Below are 20,891 nucleotides of genomic sequence, written 5' to 3' on the forward strand. Positions count from 1 at the left end.
ACTGGTCCTACCAGTTCTCATGACAATGGCTACGCTTGGCTGTGGCGTTGCGGGGTTGCCGCGACATTGTCCGCTGGCTGTGCTGGCAGTGGTCCTACCAGTTGGAGCAACATGCATGCAGGAGCAGGGCAGGGTGAAGATCGCCGAGCAGGTGGCCGAGCGGGTCGAGAAACTGATCGTCGATGGGGTGCTCAAGGTCGGCCAGGCGCTGCCTTCGGAGCGGCGCCTGGTGGACAAGCTGGGTTGTTCGCGTTCAGCCCTGCGCGAAGGCCTGCGTATCCTGAGGGGACGTGGGATCATCGATACCGAGCACGGGCGCGGCTCGTTCGTCGCCGACCTCAACGGTGGTGGCGCCGTCAGCCCGCTGCTGCACCTGTTCGGCTCGCAGCCGCGCACCTTGTACGACCTGCTCGAGGTACGGGCGTTGCTGGAGGCCGAGTCGGCGCGGCTGGCGGCGCTGCGCGCCACCGAGGTCGACCGCCTGCTGATCCGGCGCCGCTACGAGGACATGCTCGCCGGCCATGCCGGCGGCGATGTCATCGATCCGCGCGAGCATGCCCGACGCGACCATGCCTTCCACCGCGCCATCAGCGAGGCTTCGCACAATCCGGTGCTGGTGCACACCTTGCAGTCGCTCAGCGACCTGACCTTGAGCACGGTGTTCGCCTCGGTCAACAACCTGTACGGCCGACCGGCACAGAAGCGCCAGATCGACCGCCAGCATGCGCGTCTGTACCAGGCGGTGATGGAGCAGTTGCCCGAGCAGGCCCAGCGTGCCGCCCGCGAGCATATCCAGGGCATCCGCGACAGCCTGCGCGAACTGGAGCAGGAGCAGCAGCGCCTGGTGCGGGCGACCATGCGCATGGATGGCTGGGGCTGAGCAGGCAGCTCTACTGCCTGGCCTCGTCGACCTTGCTCCGGGTACGCAGCAACGACAGCAGCACCCCGGCGAGCAGCAGGCCGAACGTCACCCCCAGCGACAGCGCCGCCGGCACCGCGCCCACCAGGCCGTGCCAGAAGATCTTGCAGCCGATGAAGATCAATACCAGCGCCAGCGCGTACTTCAGGTAGACGAACCGGTGCATCAGCGCCGACAAGGCGAAGTACAACGAGCGCAGGCCGAGGATGGCGAAGATGTTCGAGGTGTAGACGATGAACGGATCCTGGGTGATGGCGAAGATCGCCGGCACGCTGTCGACGGCGAACACCAGGTCGGCCAGTTCGATCAGCACCAGGGCGAGGAACAACGGTGTGGCATGCAGCAAGGCCTGGCGGGTGCCGGGCGGCGCGAGGCGGACGAAGAAGTGCCGGTCATGCAACTGGTCGGTGACCCGCATGTGCCGGCGCACGAAGCGCAGTACCGGGTTGTTGGCAAGGTCCGGATGGGCGTCCTCCCTGGCCAGCGCCATCTTCACCCCGGTGATCAGCAGGAAGGCGCCGAACAGGTACAGCACCCAGGCGAAATGCTGCACCAGCGCCGCGCCCACGCCGATCATGAGCGCCCGCAGCAGCACCACGCCGAGGATGCCCCAGAACAGCACGCGGTGCTGATAGCGACGGGGGATGGCGAAGAAGCCGAAGATCATCGCCATGACGAACACGTTGTCCATCGACAGCGACTGCTCGACCAGGAACCCGGTGTAGAACTCCAGCGCCGCCTGGGCGCCCAACTGGTGCCAGACCCACACGCCGAACAGCACGCCGACGCTGAAGTAGCCGGCGTACAGCAGCAGGCTCTCGCGCATGCCGATCTCGCGGTCCTGGCGGTGTAACACGCCCAGGTCGAGGACCAGCAAGGCAATGACGATGACGATGAACACCAGCCACAACCAGGCGCTGGTACCGAGGAACGGGGTGAGCAGGAATGTCTGCAGAGCGGTCATGGGCCCCTCCTGGATTGTCGAGAACACAGTGATTCCGACATGGCGGCGCAAACCGTCAGAGGGGCCCGGCATCACACTGGCTTGAGCCTAGTTGCCAATATCGGGGCGAGCCTGGCGAGGCTGTTACATTTCGTTGCCAGCCCCCATGCAGTCCTGGCGCAGATCGTCGGCCCAGCCGTCGAGCACGGCCTTGACCTCGTGCGCGGTCAGTACCTGGCGATCGTTCTCCAGCGGCGTGCCGGTGCCGGTACGTTGCAGCTCGGCCACCACCCGGCCGCTGGTGCCAGCCTCGAACGACACTTCGGTGGCGATCTCGCTGTCCTGGTCACGGATGCCGACGGCGCTGCTCACGCCAGCGGCCACCAGGGTCACCGGCAACCATTCATAGAACCGCAGGCCCTGGGTATGGGTGGCGACACGGGTGATCGCCGGTTTCACCACCAGGGTGTCCGGGCCTGGGCTGTCGACCACGGTCATCACCTTGCCCAGCTCACGACGCAGGGCCGCGTCGTAGTAGCCTCCGATGTTGATCAGGGTGCTGAGCGGGATGCGCTCGCTCGGTGCCAGGGCCGGATTGAACCAGGTCGGTTCCAGGTAGACCTTGTGGTAGCTGCCCGGCTTCAGGTCGGCGGCGACCCAGCCTCGCACGGTCTGCCCCGAGGCCGCACGGCGCTCGCCGAGGGCGTCGTAATCATGCAGGAAACCGGCATTGACGGGGGCGTTCGGCTTGCCGGCGCAGGCCGACAGGCCCAGGCAACCGGCCAGCAGGAGCCAGCGGCGGCGGCTCATTGGGCGTTGCCCGCTGCCGGGCAGTCGACCTGCAGCTGTCCCTGGGCCATCATCCAGTGGATCAGGTCGCGGGTCTCGACGCTGTGCACATACTCGACCCATTCGCCGCCCTCCGGGCTGTAGTGCTCGAAGTAGCGGCGCAGGACGATGCGTTGCTGGTCGTCGCTCAGTGCCAGGCTGGCTTGCTGGACGATCAGCGGCCCTTGCTCGCGAGCGCTGGCGCGGTGGGCGAGGAGCAGTGCGGTCGGGCTGAGCTCGGCGCTGCAGTTGGCGCGGTTGGAAGGGTTCATGGCGGCACCTGGCAATGGAAAGCCAGCAGGGTGCACGCGGTTCTTTGCCCGGCGATGTCCGCTTGATGTCCGGGTTGATGGAATGTTGCTCGATTGAAATATATGACCTGGGCCGGCCATTGGCCTTAGAGTCGCCGTTTTTCCAACCGGACACTGGCAACGTGAGCAGACTGCTGATCGTCGACGACGATGTGGAAATCCTGGCGCTGCTGAAGAAGTTCTTCATGCAGCACGGCTACGAGGTGGACCTGGCCAGCGATGGCCAGGCGATGTGGGCGGCCATCGCCCGCCAGCGGCCGGACACCATCATCCTCGACCTGATGCTGCCCGGCGAGGACGGCCTGACCCTGTGCCAGAAGGTCCGTGCCCAGGCCGGCATCCCGATCATCATGCTCACCGCCATGGCCGAACTCAGCGACCGCATCGTCGGCCTGGAACTGGGCGCCGACGACTACCTGACCAAACCGTTCGCCCCGCGCGAGTTGCTCGCCCGGTTGCGTGCCGTGCAGCGCCGCGCCGGCGAACAGCCCGTGGCAGCGGCGCCGGCGCGGCCGGTGATCGGCTTTGCCGGCTGGCACCTGGATATCACCTGCCGCGAGTTGCGTTCGCCGCAGAACGTGATGATCCCGTTGTCGGGGGGCGAGTTCGACTTGCTGGTGGTGTTTCTCGAGCACCCCCAGCGCATCCTCACCCGCGAGCAACTGATCGACCTTACCCACGGCCAGGGCCATGACGCCTTCGACCGCAGCATCGATGTGCAGGTCAGCCGCCTGCGGCGCAAGATCGAACCGGACAGCAAGCGCCCGGACCTGATCCGCACGGTGCGCAATGGCGGTTACCTGTTCACCGCCAAGGTCAGCCGCGGGTGATTCGCCGACTGCTGCGCCGCGACAGCCTGCAGCGGCGAATCGCCCTGACCATCCTGGCGGCGATGGTGGCTTCGCTGGCGCTCAATGCGCTGTTCTTCCAGGTGGCCGGGATCTGGGCGCGACCGCCTATCGAGCGGACTGGGTTGCTGGAGCAGATCGCGGTGACCACGCGCCTGGTACAGGCTGCTCCGGCGCCGTTGCGCGGGGAGTTGGCGCAGGCGGCGAGCAGCAGCGCGTTGCAGGTGCGCTGGGGAGCGCGGCGCGATGGCTTCGGGCTGCCGGGCGTCGGGGCGCGGGTTGATCCGGGCAAGGTGCCGGTGCTGGGCCAGGCGCTGGCGCAGGCGGGCGAAATCGAAGTGTTCAGCCCGGGTGACTGGCCGCCGGGCAGCCCCCAGGCGCACTACATGGCGCTGGTGCCGCTGGCCGACGGCAGCTGGCTCGCGTTCGTCGCCCCTGAGCGCAGCTGGGGCCTGAGCGTGCAGGCGCGGATTGCCGTGGTGTTCGGCCTGGGCCTGCTGGCCACCTTGCTGGTGGCCTGGCTGGCCACCCGCCAGCTGGCCAGCCCGTTGCAACGTTTCGCCAGTGCCGCGCGGCGCTTCGGCGGTGACCTGCAGGCTCCACCCATCGACATCGAGGGCCCCGACGAGATCCGCCAGGCCATCGTCGCCTTCAACACCATGCAGGCGCAGATCCAGCATTTCATCCGCGAGCGCACGCAGATGCTCGCGGCGATCTCCCACGACCTGCGCGCGCCACTGACCCGCATGCGCCTGCGCAGCGAATTCATGGAAGACCTCGACCACCAGCGCAAGCTGGTGCGCGATGTCGAGGAAATGCAGACCATGATCAACGCCGCCCTGGCGTTCTTCCGCGAGGGCACCCAGGTCGAGCCGGCCACGGCCTATGACCTGTCGGAGCTGTTGCAGACCATCGTCGACGACTACCGCGACCAGGGCATCGGCATCGGTTTCGAGGGGCCGGCGCACCTGGTGCACGAAGGGCGTCCGCTGGCGATCAAGCGTGTGGTGGTCAACCTGCTGGACAACGCCGTGAAATACGCCTGTAACCCGTGTATCGAACTGAGTCGTGGCGAACAGGCACTGATCATCGAGATCGGCGACGATGGCCCGGGCATTCCCGAAGCGGCCTTGCAGCAGGTGTTCGAGCCGTTCTACCGCCTGGAAGGCTCACGCAATCGCGACACTGGCGGGGTCGGGCTGGGGTTGTCGGCCGCCCGGGCGAGTGTGCGCGAACAGGGCGGGGAGCTGACATTGCGCAATCGCGCCGACGGCGGGCTGGTGGCGCGGGTGGTGCTGCCCGACTGGCGCTGAGCCGGGTTCAATAGACCCAGACTTCGACCCGGCGGTTGCGCAGGCGCCCTTGTTCCAGGTCGTTGCCGGCCACCGGCAGTTCGTCGCCCATGCCGGTCACTTCCTTGACCTCCACTCCGACCCGGGCTAGTTCCCGGCGCACGGCCATGGCCCGCAGGCGCGAGAGCAGGGCCGCGCGTCCCGGGGTGGCCTTGGGGTCGCCGAAGCCCACCAGCACCGCCTGGTCGTGCAGCTTGGCGGCCTGGCGCAGGTAGTCGCCGACCCGTTGCACATCGCGCAGGGCCTTGTTGTCGAGGCTGGCGCTGCCTTCCTGGAAACGGAAGTTCACGGTCAGCCGGCTGGCCTCCTGGGCCAGGGCGCGGTAGCGCGGCGGCATGTCGGCCTGAACCGGCACTGGCAGGGCCTTGATCTGCTGGGCGACGAAACCTTGCTCGGCGACGATCGCCTGGCCGGCCGGGCTCTGCGCGAATTCGGCCAGCGCCCGGGCCTGGGGGCGGGCGTGGCGGGGCAGGTAGAAGAACAGGCGGCGCGACAGCGGGTAGTCCTCGCTGGCCACCAGGGCACGGCTGGGGGGCAGGGCGAGGGCGTCGCCTTCGGCCACGGCCAGCACCTTGGCCCCGTGGACCGTGGCCAGGCCGCTGAAACCAATGGCCTGGCGGTCGCGCTTGACCTGCTCGGCCAGTGCCTCGGCCGACTCGAAGCGTCGTGCCTGGGGCGACAGCGCGGCGTGCCGCGGGTCGAGCACCAGCGCCCTGAAGGTCTCGAAGGTGCCGGAGCGATCGTCGCGCGCGTACAGGTGGATCGCGCCGCCCGGTACGCCGAGTTGTTCCCAGCGCTGCACCTGGCCAGAAAAGATCTGCGCCAATTGCTCGGTGGTCAGTTGCGGCAACGGGTTGTCGGGATGGACGATCACGGCCACGCCGTCCAGGCCGATCACCTGCTCGGCCTCGGCCCCGCGCAGGTCGCCCAGGGCCTGCAACTGCTGCGCCTCGGGGTCGCTGATGGGGCGCGAGGCGGCGGCCAGGTCGGCGTCGCCGCGGGCCAGGGCGGCAAAGCCGGTGCTCGAGCCATGGGCGGCGATCTCGATGCGCAGTGCCTGACCGTCGCGCCCGCGCGCCCGAATCTGGGTTTCGTTGGCGACGTTGCCGGGGCGGGTTTCGATGGCCGTTGCCCCTTGGGCCTGCAGCAAGCCGCGGACCAGTGCCGGGCCCAGGGCAGCGCCGATGGTGTTGGAGCCCTGGATGCGCAACTGCGCCGGCTCGGCCAGGGCCAGCACGGGAAACAGGCAGAACAGCAGCAGGAGCAGGCGCGGCATGCCGGGTACCTTTGGCATGGAGGTGCGCTGGAGATTACGACAATGGCGTGACGAAGCGATGACAGCGGCTGGGGAGGTGCATCCGCAACGCACAGACGCCGGCAAGGCCGGCGCCTGTGGCTGTCGTCAGTGGGTCTCGGGCACGATGATGTGGGCCGGCACCTCGCGCGCCCGGCTGCGGGCCACGCAGTAGTACAGCACGCTCGGCACCACCAGCCCGATCAGCCACGACACGTCCACGCCGCCCAGGTGCGCCACCATCGGCCCGGTGTACAACTTGGTGTCGATGAACGGCATCTGCACCAGCACGCCGACGGTATAGACGATGATCCCCGGCCAGTTCCAGCGTCCGTAGCGGCCCTCGGGGTCGGCCAGTGCCGGAATGTCGTAGCGCTCGCGGGTGATGCAGTAGTAGTCCACCAGGTTCACCGCGCTCCACGGCACGAAGAAGGTCAGCAGGAACAGGATGAACGACTTGAACGCACTGAGGAACGAGTGCTGGCCGAGCAGGGCAACCAGGGTCGCGGCACCGACGATGACGAGCACGAACAGCAGGCGCTGCGCTCGGCTGATGTTCAGGTGGCCACGAAAACCGCTGACGATGGTGGCGATGCACATGAAGCTGCCATAGCTGTTGAGGGTGGAGATGGTCACCTTGCCGAAGGCGATGCTGAAGTACAGCAGCGCCGCAGTGGTGCCGGCACCACCGAGGCCGACGATGTAGGCCACTTCGTGCCCGGAGAACTGGCCGCCAGCGATGGCGGCGGCGAACACGCCGAGGATCATCGAGGCCTGGGCGCCGATCACCGAGCCCAGCCCAGCGGCGAGGAAGGTCTTCACCGGCGAGGTGCTGCTGGGCAGGTAGCGCGAGTAGTCGGCGACGTACGGGCCGAAGGCGATCTGCCAGGACGCCGCCAGCGACACCGCGAGCAGGAAGCTGGCCCAGGTGAAGTGGCGATTGCCGAGCAACTGGCCGATGTCGGCCAGCATCAGGATACGGCTGAACAGGTAGACGAAGGCGATGATCCCCAGCACGCTGGCCAGGCGGCCGATCCAGTGGATCACCCGGTAGCCGGCCAGGGTGACGAGCACGATCACCGCGGCGAAGATCAGGATGCCGGTACTGTCGCTGACGTCGAGCAATTGGCCGATGGCCTGGCCGGACAGCACCGTGCCGGTGGCGGTGAAGCCCAGGTACATCAGGCACACCAGCACCATGGGGATGGCCGCGCCGTACACGCCGAACTGGACCCGGCTGGAAATCATCTGCGGCAGCCCCAGGCGTGGGCCCTGGGCGGCATGCAGGGCCATCACCGCGCCGCCGATCAGTTGCCCGAGCAGCAGGCCGAGCAACGACCAGAACACATCGCCGCCCAGCACCACCGCCAGGGCGCCGGTGACGATCGCGGTGATCTGCAGGTTGGCGCCCAGCCACATGGTGAACTGGCTGTACACGCGTCCATGGCGTTCGGATTCGGGGATGTAGTCGATCGAGCGCCGCTCGATCACAGGTTTGCTGGACATCGGGGAGGGCTCCGCTTCGTTGTTTTTGTCGGGGGCGGTGGCCATCGGCGGAACGCAGGGAGGATGGCCGAGTCAGGATCTGAGCATGTCTATACAAGTCCGGTCAAGTGAAGCTTGCTCCTGGCTTCGTCCCACTCGATTGGCCATCACAGCGCACTGTTATGCAACGGCGTTGCGCAACTGTGCTGGTCCGTGGCCTGAAAAGCCCCTTATGCTGTTACGAAATATGTCTAGAACAAGCCTGAAGAAGGAATGCGTGCATGCCACTCAAGGACCTGCTGATCGCCCTGGTGGTGATCATCGCCTGGGGCGTCAATTTCGTGGTGATCAAGGTCGGCCTCGACGGCCTGCCGCCGATGTTGCTCGGCGCCCTGCGGTTTGCCCTGGTGGCGTTTCCGGCAGTCTTCCTGGTGCGTCGGCCGAACCTGCCATGGCGCTGGTTGATCGCCTATGGCGCGACCATCTCGCTGGGCCAGTTCGCCTTCCTGTTCCAGGCCATGTACAGCGGCATGCCGCCAGGGCTGGCGTCCCTGGTGCTGCAGTCCCAGGCATTCTTCACCCTTGGTTTTGCCGCCCTGTTCCTCGGTGAGCGGCTGCGCCTGGCCAGTGTCCTGGGGCTGCTGGTGGCCGCCAGCGGGTTGGCGGTGATCGGCAGCGAGAACAGCAGCCACGTGCCGCTGATCGCCTTGTTGCTGACCCTGTGCGCCGGCGCCATGTGGGGCATGGGCAACATCATTACCCGGCGCTTCGGCCAGGTCGACCTGGTGGCCCTGGTGATCTGGGGCGGACTGATTCCGCCACTGCCGTTCCTGGCGCTGTCGTGGTGGCTCGAGGGGCCGGAGCTTATTGGCCACGCCCTGGCCAACATCGGCTGGAGTTCGGTGCTGGCCCTGGCCTACCTGGCCTTCGTCGCCACCATGATCGGCTACAGCCTGTGGAGCACGTTGCTGTCGCGCCACCCGGCAGGCAAGGTGGCGCCGTTCTCGCTGCTGGTGCCGGTGATCGGCCTGAGTTCCTCGGCGTTGCTGCTGGGCGAGCGGCTGAGCCCGACCCAGGGTTGGGGCGCGCTGCTGGTGATGCTCGGCCTGCTGGTCAATGTGTTCGGCTCACGCCTGGGGCAACGCCTGCGCGCGGTCTGCGCGCAATAAGACCGGGCGCGGGCGGGCGGTGATTTGCTAGGATCGCCGTTTTTATCGCACCCGGGAGTCAGCAGCATGATCATCAGCACCACCAGCCAGCTCGAAGGCCGCCCCGTCGCCGAGTACCTTGGCGTGGTCAGCGCCGAATCGGTGCAGGGGATCAACTTCGTGCGCGATTTCTTCACACGCTTTCGCGATTTCTTCGGTGGTCGCTCGCAGACCCTGGAAAGCGCGCTGAAGGAGGCCCGCGAGCAGGCCACCGAGGAACTCAAGGCGCGGGCACGGCAGTTGCAAGCCGATGCGGTGGTAGGCGTGGACTTCGAGATCAGCATGCCGTCGGTCCAGGGCGGCATGGTCGTGGTGTTCGCCACCGGCACGGCAGTGCGCTTGAAGTGACCGCAGCCGCCGGTCGGGCAGGGATTTTTTGTCCGACCGGTCTGCAAATGACCGGCTAGTCTCACTTCATCGGGCCGCCGCAGATCAGGCAGACACGCAGTCTGCCGGCACGGTCAGCACTTGAGGGAGACACGGGCATGAGCGACAGCTATTTCGAAGACCTGAACGATGCGTTTCCGATCAACAGCCAGGTACGTTGCGGCCAGTCGGCGTTTCGCCTGGGCTTTGCCAACATGACCCTGGACGATTCGGAGCAGATGCGCCCTGTGCACCTGCAGCGCTTCAAGAAGGGCCGTTTCACCCCCAGGTTCCCGGTGAAGAAGTGAACCGACGCACACCCCGCCCCGCCCAACGGCGGGGTTTTTTTTGCATTCCTTGATCCTGCGCATGGTATCGGCGGGTCGTCCTCGCCGGACGCCCGCGACTGTGCTTTTCTTGCGCGGCATTTGCCGACATGGAGTATTGACCTCAATGCGAATCAGGGAAGAGACCTACTGGCAATGGGCCGATGCCCAGCTGCACAGCCGTAGTCACGACGAGGAACTGAGCGACGGCACCAGCATCGATGTGCAGGTGCGCCTGTCGCGGCTGGGGGCCACGCAGTTGTTCATCGGGCTGTATGCCCGCGATGGCGTGGCCTTGCTGGAGGAGTACTACCCCGCTCTCCCTGGCCAGACCATGACCCGCGCGCTGGTCTGGGGCGTGGATCGCGCCCGGGCCCTGGCCACCGGCGCCTTGCCGCTGCCCCAGGCCGAGCCGCGTCGGCTTCAGGCCTGAGCGTGGCGATTGCGGCTGGCCTGGACGATGCGTTCGGCCGGCACCCGCAACTGGCGCAGCAGGTACTCGGCGAAGGCTGTCGACCAGGGTTGCAGGGCGATGGCCTGGGCCATGCAGTCGAGCCACTGGTCGCTCAGCGTCTGGTCTATCGGCCACTGGGCATGGAACGAGGGGATGGCGATCGAGCCGTAGCGTTCGCTGTACAGCCGCGGACCGCCGAGCCAGCCACTGAGAAAACACGCCAGCTTGTCCCGCGAGGCGGCCAGGTCTTGCGGGTGCAGGCGACGCAGGGCGAGGGCCGCGGGGCGTTCGTCCATCAACCGGTAGAAATCCTCGACCAGTCGACGCAGGCCGTCGATACCGCCAGCTGCCTGATAGGACGCATCGCCGTTGCCGAATTCAGGGGTGTCCATCGAGTGCTCCTGTGCAAGGGGGATGCATTCTAGCAGGCATGAAAAAGCCCGGCCTTGGGGGCCGGGCTCAAGAAGCGGTGTATCAGCTACTGCACGGTATCAGTTCAGCGAGTCGATCACCTTGATTGCCTGGCGCTCGCGGGCGCCGGGCCATTCTTGTTGCAGGGTCTGCAGTACGCGGCCGACGAACGCGGTGTCGGCGGCGGCCTTCTTGCCGACGTAGCCCTGGCCACGGCGGTAGACCTTGAAGCGGGCGCGCATGCTGGGCATGTGCGATTCGAATTCGTCTTCGACCGTGTTCGGCGGCAGGCGGTCCAGGCGGACTTCGCCGGACTGGCTGACCCACAGCAGGTGGTCGTCCAGGCTGTCCTTGCGCGTGGCGAACAGCTGAGCGAGTTGGTCGATGGTTGGATTGTTGTTCAAGTTCATCATAAAGCCCCCATTACTCTATTCGTCGGTGAAGTTCGTCGGTGAATTTCACATTCGGCGCCACACCATGTAGCGCGCTAACCAAGGCTGCTACAGCAGCATCGCAACAGGGGCTTTCTCACGCTGCCTTCTGGGCAGTTTCCCTCTCCACGGATGGCCTGCGTTACCGCGCAGGCCATCTGGAACACCCTTGCCACCGCTCCCGATCAGGGAGACGGCCTCATCATGCACAAGGCCTGGGAAGGGCGTCAACAGTTTTGTAGTGAAAATCTTCAAGCACTACATCTTGTCTGACAATCCTGCTTTTCCTGTCAGGCAAGGCTGTTGTCGCCGGGCTCGAGCTAATCCGGGCGTTGCCGCGGATTGATCGAAGAGGCCTTGCCGAGCATCAATGACATGCGTCAGGGCTCCAGGCTGGAGAGGATCCGCTGTGCGGCGCGCACGCGGGCTTCGTTGGGGTAGTTGCGGTTGGCCAGCAGGACGATGCCCAGTTGCTTCGACGGCACGAACGCGACATAGGCGCCGAAGCCATTGGTGGCACCGGTCTTGTTGTACCAGGCGGCAGCTTCGGCGGGCGCCGCGGGGCTCAGCGCCTGAGTTGCCTGGGACTCGCGGATCATGCTCGGGCTATTGCCGGCCAGCAGGGTGTCGAGCGTCACCGGGTAGGCGTAGCGTTCCCAACCCAGGCCCTGGGTCATGGCGCCGACCTGGAAGTAGCCGCCCTGGGTGATGGCGATGGCCTTGCGCAGCGCCGGATCGAGGCTATCCGGTTGCAGTTGCAACTGCACATAACGTAGCAGGTCGCTGGCACTGGTCTTGATGCCATAGGCCTCGTCGGCGTAAGGCCCGGGGCCGACCCGCACCGGCTTGTCGTTGGCGTCGTAGCCCTGGGCGTAGAGGCCACGAGCGTTGGCCGGGACTTCCAGGTAGGTGTGCTGCAGGCCCAGACGCGGCAGCAGTTGCGTGCGCATCAGCTCGGCGAATGGCCGCTGCTGCGCCCGTGCCGCGAGGTCGCCGAACAGCCCCAGGCTCGGGTTGGAATAGCAGCGCTGGGTGCCGTGCTCGCTGCGCCGTTGCCAGTGCTGGTAGAAGGCCAGGGTCTGTTGCGGGGTCTTCACCTCGTCAGGGAACTGCAACGGCAGGCAGTCGCCGCTGTAGGCGCCCAGTTCCAGCACGCTGGCCTCGCCGATCGCGGTGCCGGCCAGGGCGGGCTGGTAGCGGCTGGCTGGGGCGTTCAGGTCGAGCTTGCCCTCGGCGCTGGCCAGGGCAGCGAGGGTGGCGGTATAGACCTTGCTCACCGAGCCGACCTCGAACAGTGTGTCGCGGGTCACGGCCTGCTGGTTATGCGTGTTGGCCAGGCCGTAGTTGAAGTAGTGCGACTGGCCGTTGGCGTAGACCGCCACGGCCATGCCGGCGATGCCTTGCTCGCGCATCAGCGGCTGGATGATGCCGTCGACCGTGGCCTGCAGCTCGGCGGCGGGGAGTTGCGGGGCGGCCAGTGCCAGGGCGCTGGCCAGCAGCAGGGGAAGAGGGCGTGTCATAAGGTTGTTTTCCTTGTCGCGGGGTTAAGGTCGTTGGCGCAGGAACTTGCCGGGTGGCTGGCCGAAGTGTTCGCCGAATGCGGCGCTGAAGGCCGACAGCGATGCGTAGCCGCAAGCCAGGGCGATGTCGGTCACCCGCTCGCCCCGGCGCAGTGCCGGCAAGGCGCTGAGCAGGCGTACGCGTTGGCGCCAGAGGCGGAAGGTCAGGCCGGTTTCACGCACGAAGCGCCGGCTCAGGGTCTTTTCCGCCAGCCCCAGGTGCCGCGCCCAGTCCGCCAGGCTGCGCTCGTCGTCCGGCGCGGTCTGGAGACGGTCGCAGATGCGTCGCAGTTGGCGGTCGTGGGGCAGCGGCAGCAGCAGGGGCGCCTCGCGGGCGCAGGCCAGGCGATCGAGCAGTACCTGTACCAGGCGCCCGTCGGCGCCTTCGCGGTCGTATTCTACCGGTAATCCGGCGAAGGTCTGGATCAGCTCGCCAAGCAGGTTGTCGACGGCGATCACGCGGCATTGGCCAGCGGGCCAGGGCAGGGCGTCGGGCTCGATGTACAGGCTGCGGATACGGGTATCGGCGTCGCAGCTGACCTGGTGCGGCACCCGGGCGGCGATCCACACCGCATGCTGTGGCGGCACCAGGTACAGGCCTTCGGCGGTACGGACCCGCAACACCCCCTCGCCTGCATGTGACAACTGCCCCCAGGGGTGCTGGTGGCGGTAGCCCAGGGCGATGTTCGGCAGGCTGCCGGCCTGGCCGAAAACCGGGCGTGGCAGTCGCCTGAGGGCGTCGAGGCGGGTCTCGTGGTGTCCGTTGGGCGACACTGGCAGGGGTTCCGGCGTTAGCGACACAAGGGGGCAGACCTTATCGTCCAGGCTTGCACAATGACAAGACGGAATCTGTGATGAAATATTTGCGCATGCTGTTCGACAACTTCACCCTGGCTCTGCTCGGGGTGGTGTTCATCGCCACCGTGCTGCCGTGCTCCGGCGAGGGCGCGCTGGTGTTCGGCTGGCTGACCAACTTGGCCATCGGCCTGCTGTTCTTCCTGCATGGTGCCAAGCTGTCGCGCGAGGCGATCATCGCCGGGGCCGGTCACTGGCGCCTGCACCTGCTGGTGTTCTCCTGCACCTTCGTGCTGTTCCCGCTGCTGGGCCTGGCGTTCAAGCCGTTGTTCGTGCCGCTGGTGGGCAACGAGCTGTACCTGGGTGTGCTCTACCTGTGCGCGCTGCCGGCCACGGTGCAGTCGGCCATCGCCTTCACCTCGCTGGCCCGCGGCAACGTGCCGGCGGCGATCTGCAGCGCCGCGGCCTCGAGCCTGCTGGGGATCTTCCTCACCCCGGTGCTGGTGATGCTGTTGCTGGGCGCATCCGGCGACACCGGTTCGGGGCTGGACGCGGTGCTCAAGATCACCTTGCAACTGCTGGTGCCGTTCGTGGCGGGGCAGGTCGCCCGCCGCTGGATCGGCAACTGGGTCAAGCGCAATGCGCGCTGGCTGAAGGTGGTCGATCAGGGTTCGATCCTGCTGGTGGTCTATACCGCGTTCAGCGAGGCGGTGGTCACCGGCTTGTGGCATACCGTCTCGGCGCCGCACCTGGCCGGGCTGTTCGCCGTGTGCGGGATCCTGCTGGCGGTGGTGCTGCTGGGGACGCGCTTGCTCGGGCGGGTGCTGGGCTTCAGTGTCGAGGACCGCATCACCATCCTGTTCGCCGGTTCGAAGAAGAGCCTGGCCACCGGCGTGCCGATGGCGCAGGTGCTGTTCGTCGGCGGCGGGATCGGCGCGATGATCCTGCCGCTGATGCTGTTCCACCAGATCCAGCTGATGGTCTGCGCGGTGCTGGCGCAGCGCTATGCGGCGCGGGAGGAGCAGGGCGAACAGGCGTCCGCCGCCTCCTGAAACCTCAGAACTGCTCCGCGTCCATGCCGTACAGGCTGGCGCTGCCGGCGCGGATCGTCGCCTCCAGGGCCAGGCTGCGCGGCAGCACGCGCTGGAAATAGAACGCGGCGCAGGCCAGCTTGGCGTCGTGGAAGGCCGGGTCCTGGTCGCGCCGCTGGTGTGAGGCCGCGGCCATGCGCGCCCACATGTAGGCGTACAGGGTCAGGCCGAACAGGTGCAGGTACTCCACCGCCGAGGCGCTGACCAGGTTGGCGTCCTGGCTGACCCGGGCTTGCAGCCACTGGCTGACCTGCTCCAGGCGTACCAGTGCAGCCAGCAGCGTCTCGCGGTACAGCGGCGCGTCGACACAGAGCCCGCGGATCTCGGCGGCCAGCCCGGCGAGGGCTTGGCCGCCGTCGGCCAGCACCTTGCGCCCGAGCAGGTCGAGGGCCTGGATGCCGTTGGTGCCTTCGTAGATCTGCGCGATACGCACGTCGCGCACGCGTTGTTCCTGGCCCCATTCGCGAATGTAGCCGTGGCCGCCGAAGACTTGCTGGCCGAGCACGCAGCTCTCCAGGCCGTTGTCGGTGAAGAACGCCTTGGCCACCGGGGTCAGCAGCGCCACCAGGCGCTGGGCGCGTTCGCGCTCGCCGGCGTCCTCGGCGTAGCGGGCCAGGTCCAGGTGCTGACCGACATACACGGCAAAGGCGCGACCGCCTTCGGTGAGGCTGCGCATGGTCAGCAGCATGCGCCGCACATCGCCGTGCACGATGATTGGGTCGGCGAGCCGCCGTACGTCGCCGGTGCCCGTGGCGGCGCGACTCTGCAGGCGTTGGTTGGCATAGCGCGCGGCGCTCTGGTACGAGGCTTCGGCGCAGCCGACACCCTGCAGGCCGATGGACAGGCGTTCGTAGTTCATCATGGTGAACATCGCCGCCAGGCCCTTGTTCGCCTCGCCCACCAGGTAGCCTTCGGCGGCGTCGAAGTTCATCACGCAGGTAGCCGAGGCCTTGATCCCCATCTTGTGTTCCAGCGAGCCACAGTGCGCGCCGTTGCGCGCGCCCAGCCGGCCATCGGCCTCGACTCGCCACTTGGGCACCAGGAACAGCGAGATGCCCTTGGGCCCGGCAGGGGCGTCGGGCAGGCGGGCCAGCACCAGGTGGACGATGTTCTCGGTCAGGTCCTGCTCGCCGCCGGTGATGAAGATCTTGCTGCCACTGATGCGGTAGCTGCCGTCGGCCTGGGGCTCGGCGCGGGTGCGGATCAGGCCCAGGTCGGTGCCGGCGTGAGGCTCGGTCAGGCACATGGTGCCGGCCCAGCGCCCTGCATACAGCGGCGCCAGGTAAGTGGCCTTGAGTGCGTCGCTGGCATGGGCGTCGATGGCCAGGCAACTGCCGGCGCTGAGCGCCGAATAGAGGGCGAAGCTGCTGTCGGCGGCGTAGAGCATTTCTTCGAACAGCACCGCGAGCATCTTCGGCATGCCCAGGCCGCCATGCTCGGGGTTGCCGCCCAGGCCGACCCAGCCGCCGTCGCGGTAGGTGCGCCAGGCCTCGCGGAAGCCGTCGGGGGTGCGCACCTGGCCGTTGTCGAAGCTGACGCCTTGCTCGTCGCCGTTGCGGCTGAGCGGGGCGATCAACTGGTGGGTGAGCCTGGCGGCCTCCTCGAGGATGGCGTCGGCGGTGTCGGCGTCGACTCGCTCGGCCAGCGCCGGCAGGCGGGCCCACAGGGCGGGGCCGTCGAAGACCTCATGGAGGACGAAATGCATGTCGCGCAGTGGGGCGTTGTAGTGGTTCATCGGTGTCTCGAGTCGGGTCATCGGGCGACAGGCGCCGGCGAGGCCGGCACCTGCAAGGACAGGGCGGGGTCAGAGAGCCCGGGCGCGGTCGCGCAGGACGTATTTCTGGATCTTGCCGGTGCTGGTCTTGGGCAGTTCGCCGAACACCACGGTCCTGGGCACCTTGAAACCAGCCAGGTGTTCGCGGCACCAGGCGACGATCTCGCCCTCGCGGGTGGCGCCATGGCCGGTCTTGAGGGCGACGAAGGCGCAGGGCGTCTCGCCCCACTTGTCGTCGGGGCGCGCCACCACCGCGGCCTCGAGCACGGCCGGGTGCTTGTAGAGGGTGTCCTCGACCTCGATGGTGGAGATGTTCTCGCCGCCGGAAATGATGATGTCCTTGAGCCGGTCCTTGATCTCGACATAGCCGTCGGCATGCCACACCGCCAGGTCGCCGGTATGGAACCAGCCACCGCGGAAGGCCTCGGCGGTGGCCTCGGGGTTCTTCAGGTAGCCCTTCATCACCGTGTTGCCGCGCATGAATATCTCGCCCAGGGTGTTGCCGTCGCGGGGGACCGGCTCGAGGGTCTGCGGATCGCCGACCATCAGGCCGTCGAGGGTCGGGTAGCGCACCCCCTGGCGTGACTTGATCCGGGCGCGCTCATCCAGCGACAGGGTGTCCCATTCTTCGTGCCAGGCGCAGACCGTGACCGGCCCGTAGACCTCGGTCAGGCCGTAGGTGTGGGTGATGTGGATGCCCATTTCCTCCACCGCGCCGATCACCTTGGCCGGTGGCGCGGCGCCGGCGACCATGGCCTGGACCGGGTGGCCGATGGCTGCCTTGGCGCTATCGGGCATGTTGACCAGGGCATTGAGCACGATCGGCGCGCCACACAGGTGGCTGACCCGATGCTCGCGGATCAGGGTGAGGATCTTCTGCGGGTCGACCCGGCGCAGGAACACATGGGTGCCGGCCAGGGCAGTGACGGTCCAGGGGTAGCACCAGCCGTTGCAATGGAACATCGGCAAGGTCCACAGGTACACCGGACGGTGGCCCATGGCCCAGGTCATCTGGTTGCCCAGGGCGTTGAGGTAGGCGCCGCGGTGGTGGTAGACCACCCCCTTGGGGTTGCCGGTGGTGCCGGAGGTGTAGTTGAGCGAGATCGCCTGCCACTCGTCATCCGGCCATTCCCAGGCGAACGCGGGATCGCCTTCGGCGAGCAGCGCTTCGTAGTCCAGGTCGCTGACCGGCTGGCCCTCGCCATACTCCGGGTCGTCGACGTCGATCACCAGCGGCGGGTGTTCGAGCAGGGCCAGGGCGTCGCCGATCACCTGGTGGAACTCGCGGTCGCCGATCAGCACCTTGGCCTCGCCATGGCGCAGCATGAAGGCGATGGCCTCGGCGTCCAGACGCACGTTGAGGGTGTTGAGCACCGCGCCGATCATCGGCACGCCGAAGTGCGCCTCGAGCATCGCCGGGATGTTCGGCAGCATCACCGCCACCGTGTCGCCGCGGCCGATGCCACGGCCTTGCAGGGCGCTGGCCAGGCGCCGGCAGCGGGCGTAGGTCTGTTGCCAGTCGCGGCGGATGGCACCGTGGATCACGGCCGGGTACTGGCCGTACACTGCGGCGGTGCGTTCGATGAAACTGAGCGGGGTGAGCGCGACGTGGTTGACGGGGGCGGGCATCAGGCCCTGGGAGAAGATCGACATGCGCGGGTCCTGTAGGGGAGGTGGGCGCACCTTGTGCGCATGACCCCCCGGTGGCTGATTGTTAGCTCTGATCAGGGTGTGGGAGGGCCAGGCCTCCCTGTCGCTTTTTTACGCGAGCCGTTATCGTATATGGAAGATCGACTATAGCAATATAGTAAAACTACTATAAGAAAGGCGTTTATAACGTGGACACCCCTTGTTCCCCTTTGCTGGCCCTGGACCCGCAACCCAGTGTGTTGCTGGGGAGCGATGCCCGGCCCCGGCAGCTCAATCGCGCCTTGCAGGCGCTGGTGGCCGAGGGTCCGGCGCTGGCTGCCTGGTTGCCGGCCAACCATGTCGCGCTGGTGCGTGCGTGCCTGCGCCAGGGCCGGGCGATCGACGAGGTCGAGGCTGAGGTTGGCGAGCGCATCCTGCTCTGGACCTTCATTCCGGACGATGCGCGCCAGCAGGTGCTGGCCCGCTGCCGCGACGCCAGCGAGGAGCGCCACGGTACCCGCGAGGCCAGCCGTGCCCGGCGCCTGTACCGGCTGATCACCGAGAACACCACCGACCTGATTTCCCGACACAGCCCGGACGGGCGCTTTCTCGACGCCACGCCTGCCGCTTTTCGCCTGCTCGGCGTCTGGCCCGAGCAACTGCGCGGTACCGGCGTGCGCGCCTTGCTGCACCCGGCCGAGCGACGTCAGACGCTGTTGCAGGCAGGGGCCGCGCTGGAAGAGGACGGCTACCACACCATGACCTGTCGCCTGCGCCATGCCGATGGCCGTTACCGCTGGTTCGAGATCGCCTGCCGGGCAATCCGCGAGACCTACACCGGCGCGGTGGTGGAGGTGGTCGCGGTCTCGCGGGACATCACCTTGCGCATCGAAGCCCAGGAGAACCTGGCCCACAGCGCCCGGGTCGCGACCCTGGGCGAGTTGGCCTCGGGCATTGCCCACGAGATCAACCAGCCCTTGGCGGCGGTGCTCAACTACAGCAACGCCAGCCTGCGTTACCTGGACAACCTGGACCGCGACCCCCAGGCCCGCGAGCGGGTCGGGCAGGGGCTACGGCGCATCAACGCCCAGGCGACCCACGCCGCCGAGGTGATCCGCCGGTTGCGCGCCTTCTTGCGCAAGGGGCCGCGCCACTTGCAGGCGTTGGACATCGCCGAGGTGGCGGGCGAGGCGCTGCGCCTGTGCGCCTGGGAGGCCGGCGAAGCGCAGGTGCGCATCGAGCAGCGCCTGGGCGCGCAACTGCCGAGGGTGCACGCTGACCGGGTGCTGCTCGAACAGGTGCTGCTCAACTTGCTGCGCAATGCCATCGACGCCAATCGCGAGCGGCACGCCGGGCGGCCGTCGCGTATCCTGCTGTGCGCCGCGCGCCAGGACGACGGCCTGCGGGTGGAGGTGCGCGACCAGGGGCCGGGGGTGGCCGCCGAGCGGCTTGAAGCGATATTCACCCCGTTCAGTACCAGCAAGGCCGATGGCCTGGGGCTGGGACTGAGCATGAGCCGCAGCATCGTCGAGGGCTTTGGCGGCAGCCTGTGGGCGCGCGCGGGGGACGAGGGCGGGCTGGTGCTGTGCTGCCGGCTGGCGGTGAACCGGACATGACAGGAGAGGTGCTGGTGCAAGCGAAAGTCTATGTGGTCGACGATGATCCGGGCATGCTCGACTCGACGGTCTGGTTGCTGGAGTCGGTGGGCTTGCAGGCATTGCCGTTCAGCGCCGGGCAGGCGTTTCTCGATGCTGGCGTGGACGACGGGCCGGCATGCGTGCTGCTCGACGTGCGCATGCCTGGGCTTGGCGGGTTGGCGGTGCAGCAGGCGCTGCGCGAGCGCGGCTCGTCGATCCCGGTGATCTTCGTCAGTGCCCATGCCGATGTGCCGATCGTGGTACGGGCGTTCAAGGGCGGGGCCTGTGATTTCATCGAGAAACCCTACAGCGACCAGTTGCTGCTCGACAGCGTGCAGGCGGCGTTGAGCCGGGCAGGCCAGGCGCAGGCCGGCGGCAGTGAGCTGGCGCAGGTCCGGGCGCGGGTGGAGCGCCTGACGCCACGGGAGCGCGATGTGTTCATTCCACTGGTGCAAGGGCTGGGCAACCGGGAAATTGCCGAGCGCTTGGGGGTCAGCGTGAAGACGGTCGATCTGTACCGCGGGCGGGTGATGCGGCGCATGGCGGCGGGCAGCCTGGCCGAGCTGGTGGGAATGGCGATCGCCTGTGGCGAGGTGCAGGCGTTGGGGTTGCACGCGCGGGGGTGAGCGCTGTCACAGACGGTGGTTGCATGAAAATTCTGTTAGCTGGCTAATCAAGGCTTTGACAATCACTGCCTAGGCAGTAATATTTTCATACAATTGTCCGAGCAGACGCCCAATGTCCCATTTCACTCCGGAAAACTTCCAGACCTGCACCATTGGCATGCTGCTCGGTCGCGCCGCGCTCCTGAAGGACCGCATCCTCGACTGGCACCTGGAGGCCGACGGGGTCACCGCCGCCCAGTTCAAGGTGCTGATCATCGCCTCCCAGTACCAGGTCGACAGCCCGGCCGAGCTGTGCCGCTACCTCGGCCTGGACAGCGGCTCGATGACCCGCATGCTCGATCGCCTCGAGCAGAAGGGCCTGATCCTGCGCAACCGTTGCCCCGAGGATCGCCGCCAGGTGCGCATGGCCCTTACCGCCGAAGGGCAGCGCCTGACCGAGCGCCTGCCCCAGGTCGGCGCAGCGGCGATGAACGAACTGGTCGGCGTGCTGCAACCCGAGGAGCTCAAGACCCTCGAAGGCCTGTTGGCCAAGGTCCTGCTCAGCGCCGGCGACCCTCTGACGATCCGCCGCTTCGGCGATCGTTGATCCCTGTCACGCATTCTC

At 67.3% G+C, this 20,891-nt stretch carries 22 protein-coding genes; 11 read left to right on the forward strand and 11 right to left on the reverse strand.

Annotated features, from left to right (window positions below):
• Positions 1–115: 115 nt before the first annotated feature.
• Positions 116–880, forward strand: a complete 765-nt coding sequence (gene glcC / locus F3J43_RS22075) for a transcriptional regulator GlcC (RefSeq protein WP_166892115.1) — start codon at positions 116–118, stop codon at positions 878–880.
• Between the two features lie 10 nt (positions 881–890).
• On the opposite strand, the gene F3J43_RS22080 is transcribed toward glcC, so the two are convergent.
• From F3J43_RS22080 to F3J43_RS22090, 3 genes are all read right to left on the reverse strand, one after another.
• Complete coding sequence (locus F3J43_RS22080; protein ID WP_166892118.1) at positions 891–1,883, reverse strand: TerC family protein; 993 nt, start codon at positions 1,881–1,883, stop codon at positions 891–893.
• Between the two features lie 123 nt (positions 1,884–2,006).
• Positions 2,007–2,672 carry a DUF3313 domain-containing protein gene (locus F3J43_RS22085; RefSeq protein WP_166892121.1) on the reverse strand — a complete coding sequence of 222 codons (666 nt, stop codon included), beginning with the start codon at positions 2,670–2,672 and terminating at the stop codon, positions 2,007–2,009.
• Entirely contained in the window at positions 2,669–2,962 is a 294-nt protein-coding gene (locus F3J43_RS22090) for a hypothetical protein (RefSeq protein ID WP_166892124.1), read from the reverse strand. The genes F3J43_RS22085 and F3J43_RS22090 overlap by 4 nt, the downstream gene beginning before the upstream one ends.
• A 161-nt stretch (positions 2,963–3,123) precedes the next feature.
• Between F3J43_RS22090 and F3J43_RS22095 the strand changes: the two genes are divergently transcribed.
• Positions 3,124–3,831: a response regulator gene (locus tag F3J43_RS22095; RefSeq protein WP_166892127.1), complete on the forward strand. Its 708-nt coding sequence runs from the start codon at positions 3,124–3,126 to the stop codon at positions 3,829–3,831.
• Positions 3,828–5,162: an ATP-binding protein gene (locus tag F3J43_RS22100; RefSeq protein WP_166892130.1), complete on the forward strand. Its 1,335-nt coding sequence runs from the start codon at positions 3,828–3,830 to the stop codon at positions 5,160–5,162. The genes F3J43_RS22095 and F3J43_RS22100 overlap by 4 nt, the downstream gene beginning before the upstream one ends.
• Before the next feature lie 7 nt (positions 5,163–5,169).
• On the opposite strand, the gene F3J43_RS22105 is transcribed toward F3J43_RS22100, so the two are convergent.
• Together F3J43_RS22105 and F3J43_RS22110 are read right to left on the reverse strand one after the other, a co-directional pair.
• Positions 5,170–6,477 (reverse strand): substrate-binding domain-containing protein, encoded by a 1,308-nt coding sequence (locus tag F3J43_RS22105; RefSeq protein ID WP_166892133.1) that lies wholly within the window; start codon positions 6,475–6,477, stop codon positions 5,170–5,172.
• Between the two features lie 126 nt (positions 6,478–6,603).
• The gene (locus tag F3J43_RS22110) at positions 6,604–8,001 is read right to left on the reverse strand and encodes a purine-cytosine permease family protein (RefSeq protein WP_166892137.1); all 1,398 of its coding nucleotides are present in this window, start codon (positions 7,999–8,001) and stop codon (positions 6,604–6,606) included.
• A gap of 260 nt (positions 8,002–8,261) precedes the next feature.
• Here F3J43_RS22110 and F3J43_RS22115 point away from each other — a divergent pair, with 260 nt between their 5' ends.
• The 4 genes from F3J43_RS22115 (at position 8,262) to F3J43_RS22130 (ending at position 10,313) form a co-directional block, all read left to right on the forward strand.
• Entirely contained in the window at positions 8,262–9,149 is an 888-nt protein-coding gene (locus tag F3J43_RS22115; protein WP_166892140.1) for an EamA family transporter, read from the forward strand.
• A 66-nt stretch (positions 9,150–9,215) separates the two neighbouring features.
• Positions 9,216–9,536, forward strand: coding sequence for a YbjQ family protein (locus tag F3J43_RS22120; RefSeq protein ID WP_166892143.1), 321 nt, complete (start codon positions 9,216–9,218; stop codon positions 9,534–9,536).
• A gap of 137 nt (positions 9,537–9,673) precedes the next feature.
• Positions 9,674–9,862 (forward strand): hypothetical protein, encoded by a 189-nt coding sequence (locus tag F3J43_RS22125; protein WP_166892146.1) that lies wholly within the window; start codon positions 9,674–9,676, stop codon positions 9,860–9,862.
• 145 nt (positions 9,863–10,007) lie between these two features.
• Complete coding sequence (locus F3J43_RS22130; RefSeq protein ID WP_166892149.1) at positions 10,008–10,313, forward strand: hypothetical protein; 306 nt, start codon at positions 10,008–10,010, stop codon at positions 10,311–10,313.
• On the opposite strand, the gene F3J43_RS22135 is transcribed toward F3J43_RS22130, so the two are convergent.
• The 4 genes from F3J43_RS22135 to F3J43_RS22150 form a co-directional block, all read right to left on the reverse strand.
• Positions 10,304–10,726, reverse strand: a complete 423-nt coding sequence (locus F3J43_RS22135) for a group II truncated hemoglobin (protein WP_166892152.1) — start codon at positions 10,724–10,726, stop codon at positions 10,304–10,306. The genes F3J43_RS22130 and F3J43_RS22135 overlap by 10 nt on opposite strands.
• Before the next feature lie 99 nt (positions 10,727–10,825).
• Complete coding sequence (locus F3J43_RS22140) at positions 10,826–11,155, reverse strand: hypothetical protein (RefSeq protein WP_286184938.1); 330 nt, start codon at positions 11,153–11,155, stop codon at positions 10,826–10,828.
• A 401-nt stretch (positions 11,156–11,556) separates the two neighbouring features.
• Positions 11,557–12,696 (reverse strand): class C beta-lactamase, encoded by a 1,140-nt coding sequence (ampC, locus tag F3J43_RS22145; RefSeq protein WP_166892158.1) that lies wholly within the window; start codon positions 12,694–12,696, stop codon positions 11,557–11,559.
• A 24-nt stretch (positions 12,697–12,720) separates the two neighbouring features.
• Entirely contained in the window at positions 12,721–13,509 is a 789-nt protein-coding gene (locus F3J43_RS22150; protein WP_205298034.1) for an AraC family transcriptional regulator, read from the reverse strand.
• 80 nt (positions 13,510–13,589) lie between these two features.
• On the opposite strand from F3J43_RS22150, the gene F3J43_RS22155 reads away from it, so the two are divergent.
• A complete protein-coding gene (locus tag F3J43_RS22155) occupies positions 13,590–14,582 on the forward strand; it encodes a bile acid:sodium symporter family protein (RefSeq protein ID WP_166892161.1) in 993 nt (330 codons plus the stop codon).
• 4 nt (positions 14,583–14,586) lie between these two features.
• Here the strand turns inward: F3J43_RS22155 and F3J43_RS22160 are convergent, their stop codons facing one another.
• Together F3J43_RS22160 and F3J43_RS22165 are read right to left on the reverse strand one after the other, a co-directional pair.
• Positions 14,587–16,356: an acyl-CoA dehydrogenase C-terminal domain-containing protein gene (locus F3J43_RS22160; protein ID WP_166892164.1), complete on the reverse strand. Its 1,770-nt coding sequence runs from the start codon at positions 16,354–16,356 to the stop codon at positions 14,587–14,589.
• 69 nt (positions 16,357–16,425) lie between these two features.
• Complete coding sequence (locus F3J43_RS22165; RefSeq protein WP_166892167.1) at positions 16,426–18,048, reverse strand: acyl-CoA synthetase; 1,623 nt, start codon at positions 18,046–18,048, stop codon at positions 16,426–16,428.
• A 185-nt stretch (positions 18,049–18,233) separates the two neighbouring features.
• Between F3J43_RS22165 and F3J43_RS22170 the strand changes: the two genes are divergently transcribed.
• The 3 genes from F3J43_RS22170 (at position 18,234) to F3J43_RS22180 (ending at position 20,873) form a co-directional block, all read left to right on the forward strand.
• Positions 18,234–19,640: a sensor histidine kinase gene (locus F3J43_RS22170; RefSeq protein ID WP_166892170.1), complete on the forward strand. Its 1,407-nt coding sequence runs from the start codon at positions 18,234–18,236 to the stop codon at positions 19,638–19,640.
• 14 nt (positions 19,641–19,654) lie between these two features.
• Positions 19,655–20,287, forward strand: coding sequence for a response regulator transcription factor (locus tag F3J43_RS22175; protein WP_353618278.1), 633 nt, complete (start codon positions 19,655–19,657; stop codon positions 20,285–20,287).
• Positions 20,288–20,399: 112 nt separating this feature from the next.
• Positions 20,400–20,873, forward strand: coding sequence for a MarR family winged helix-turn-helix transcriptional regulator (locus F3J43_RS22180; protein WP_166892173.1), 474 nt, complete (start codon positions 20,400–20,402; stop codon positions 20,871–20,873).
• Positions 20,874–20,891 lie beyond the last annotated feature (18 nt).

Source organism: Pantoea sp. Cy-639 (assembly GCF_011752525.1).
Lineage (GTDB): Bacteria > Pseudomonadota > Gammaproteobacteria > Pseudomonadales > Pseudomonadaceae > Aquipseudomonas.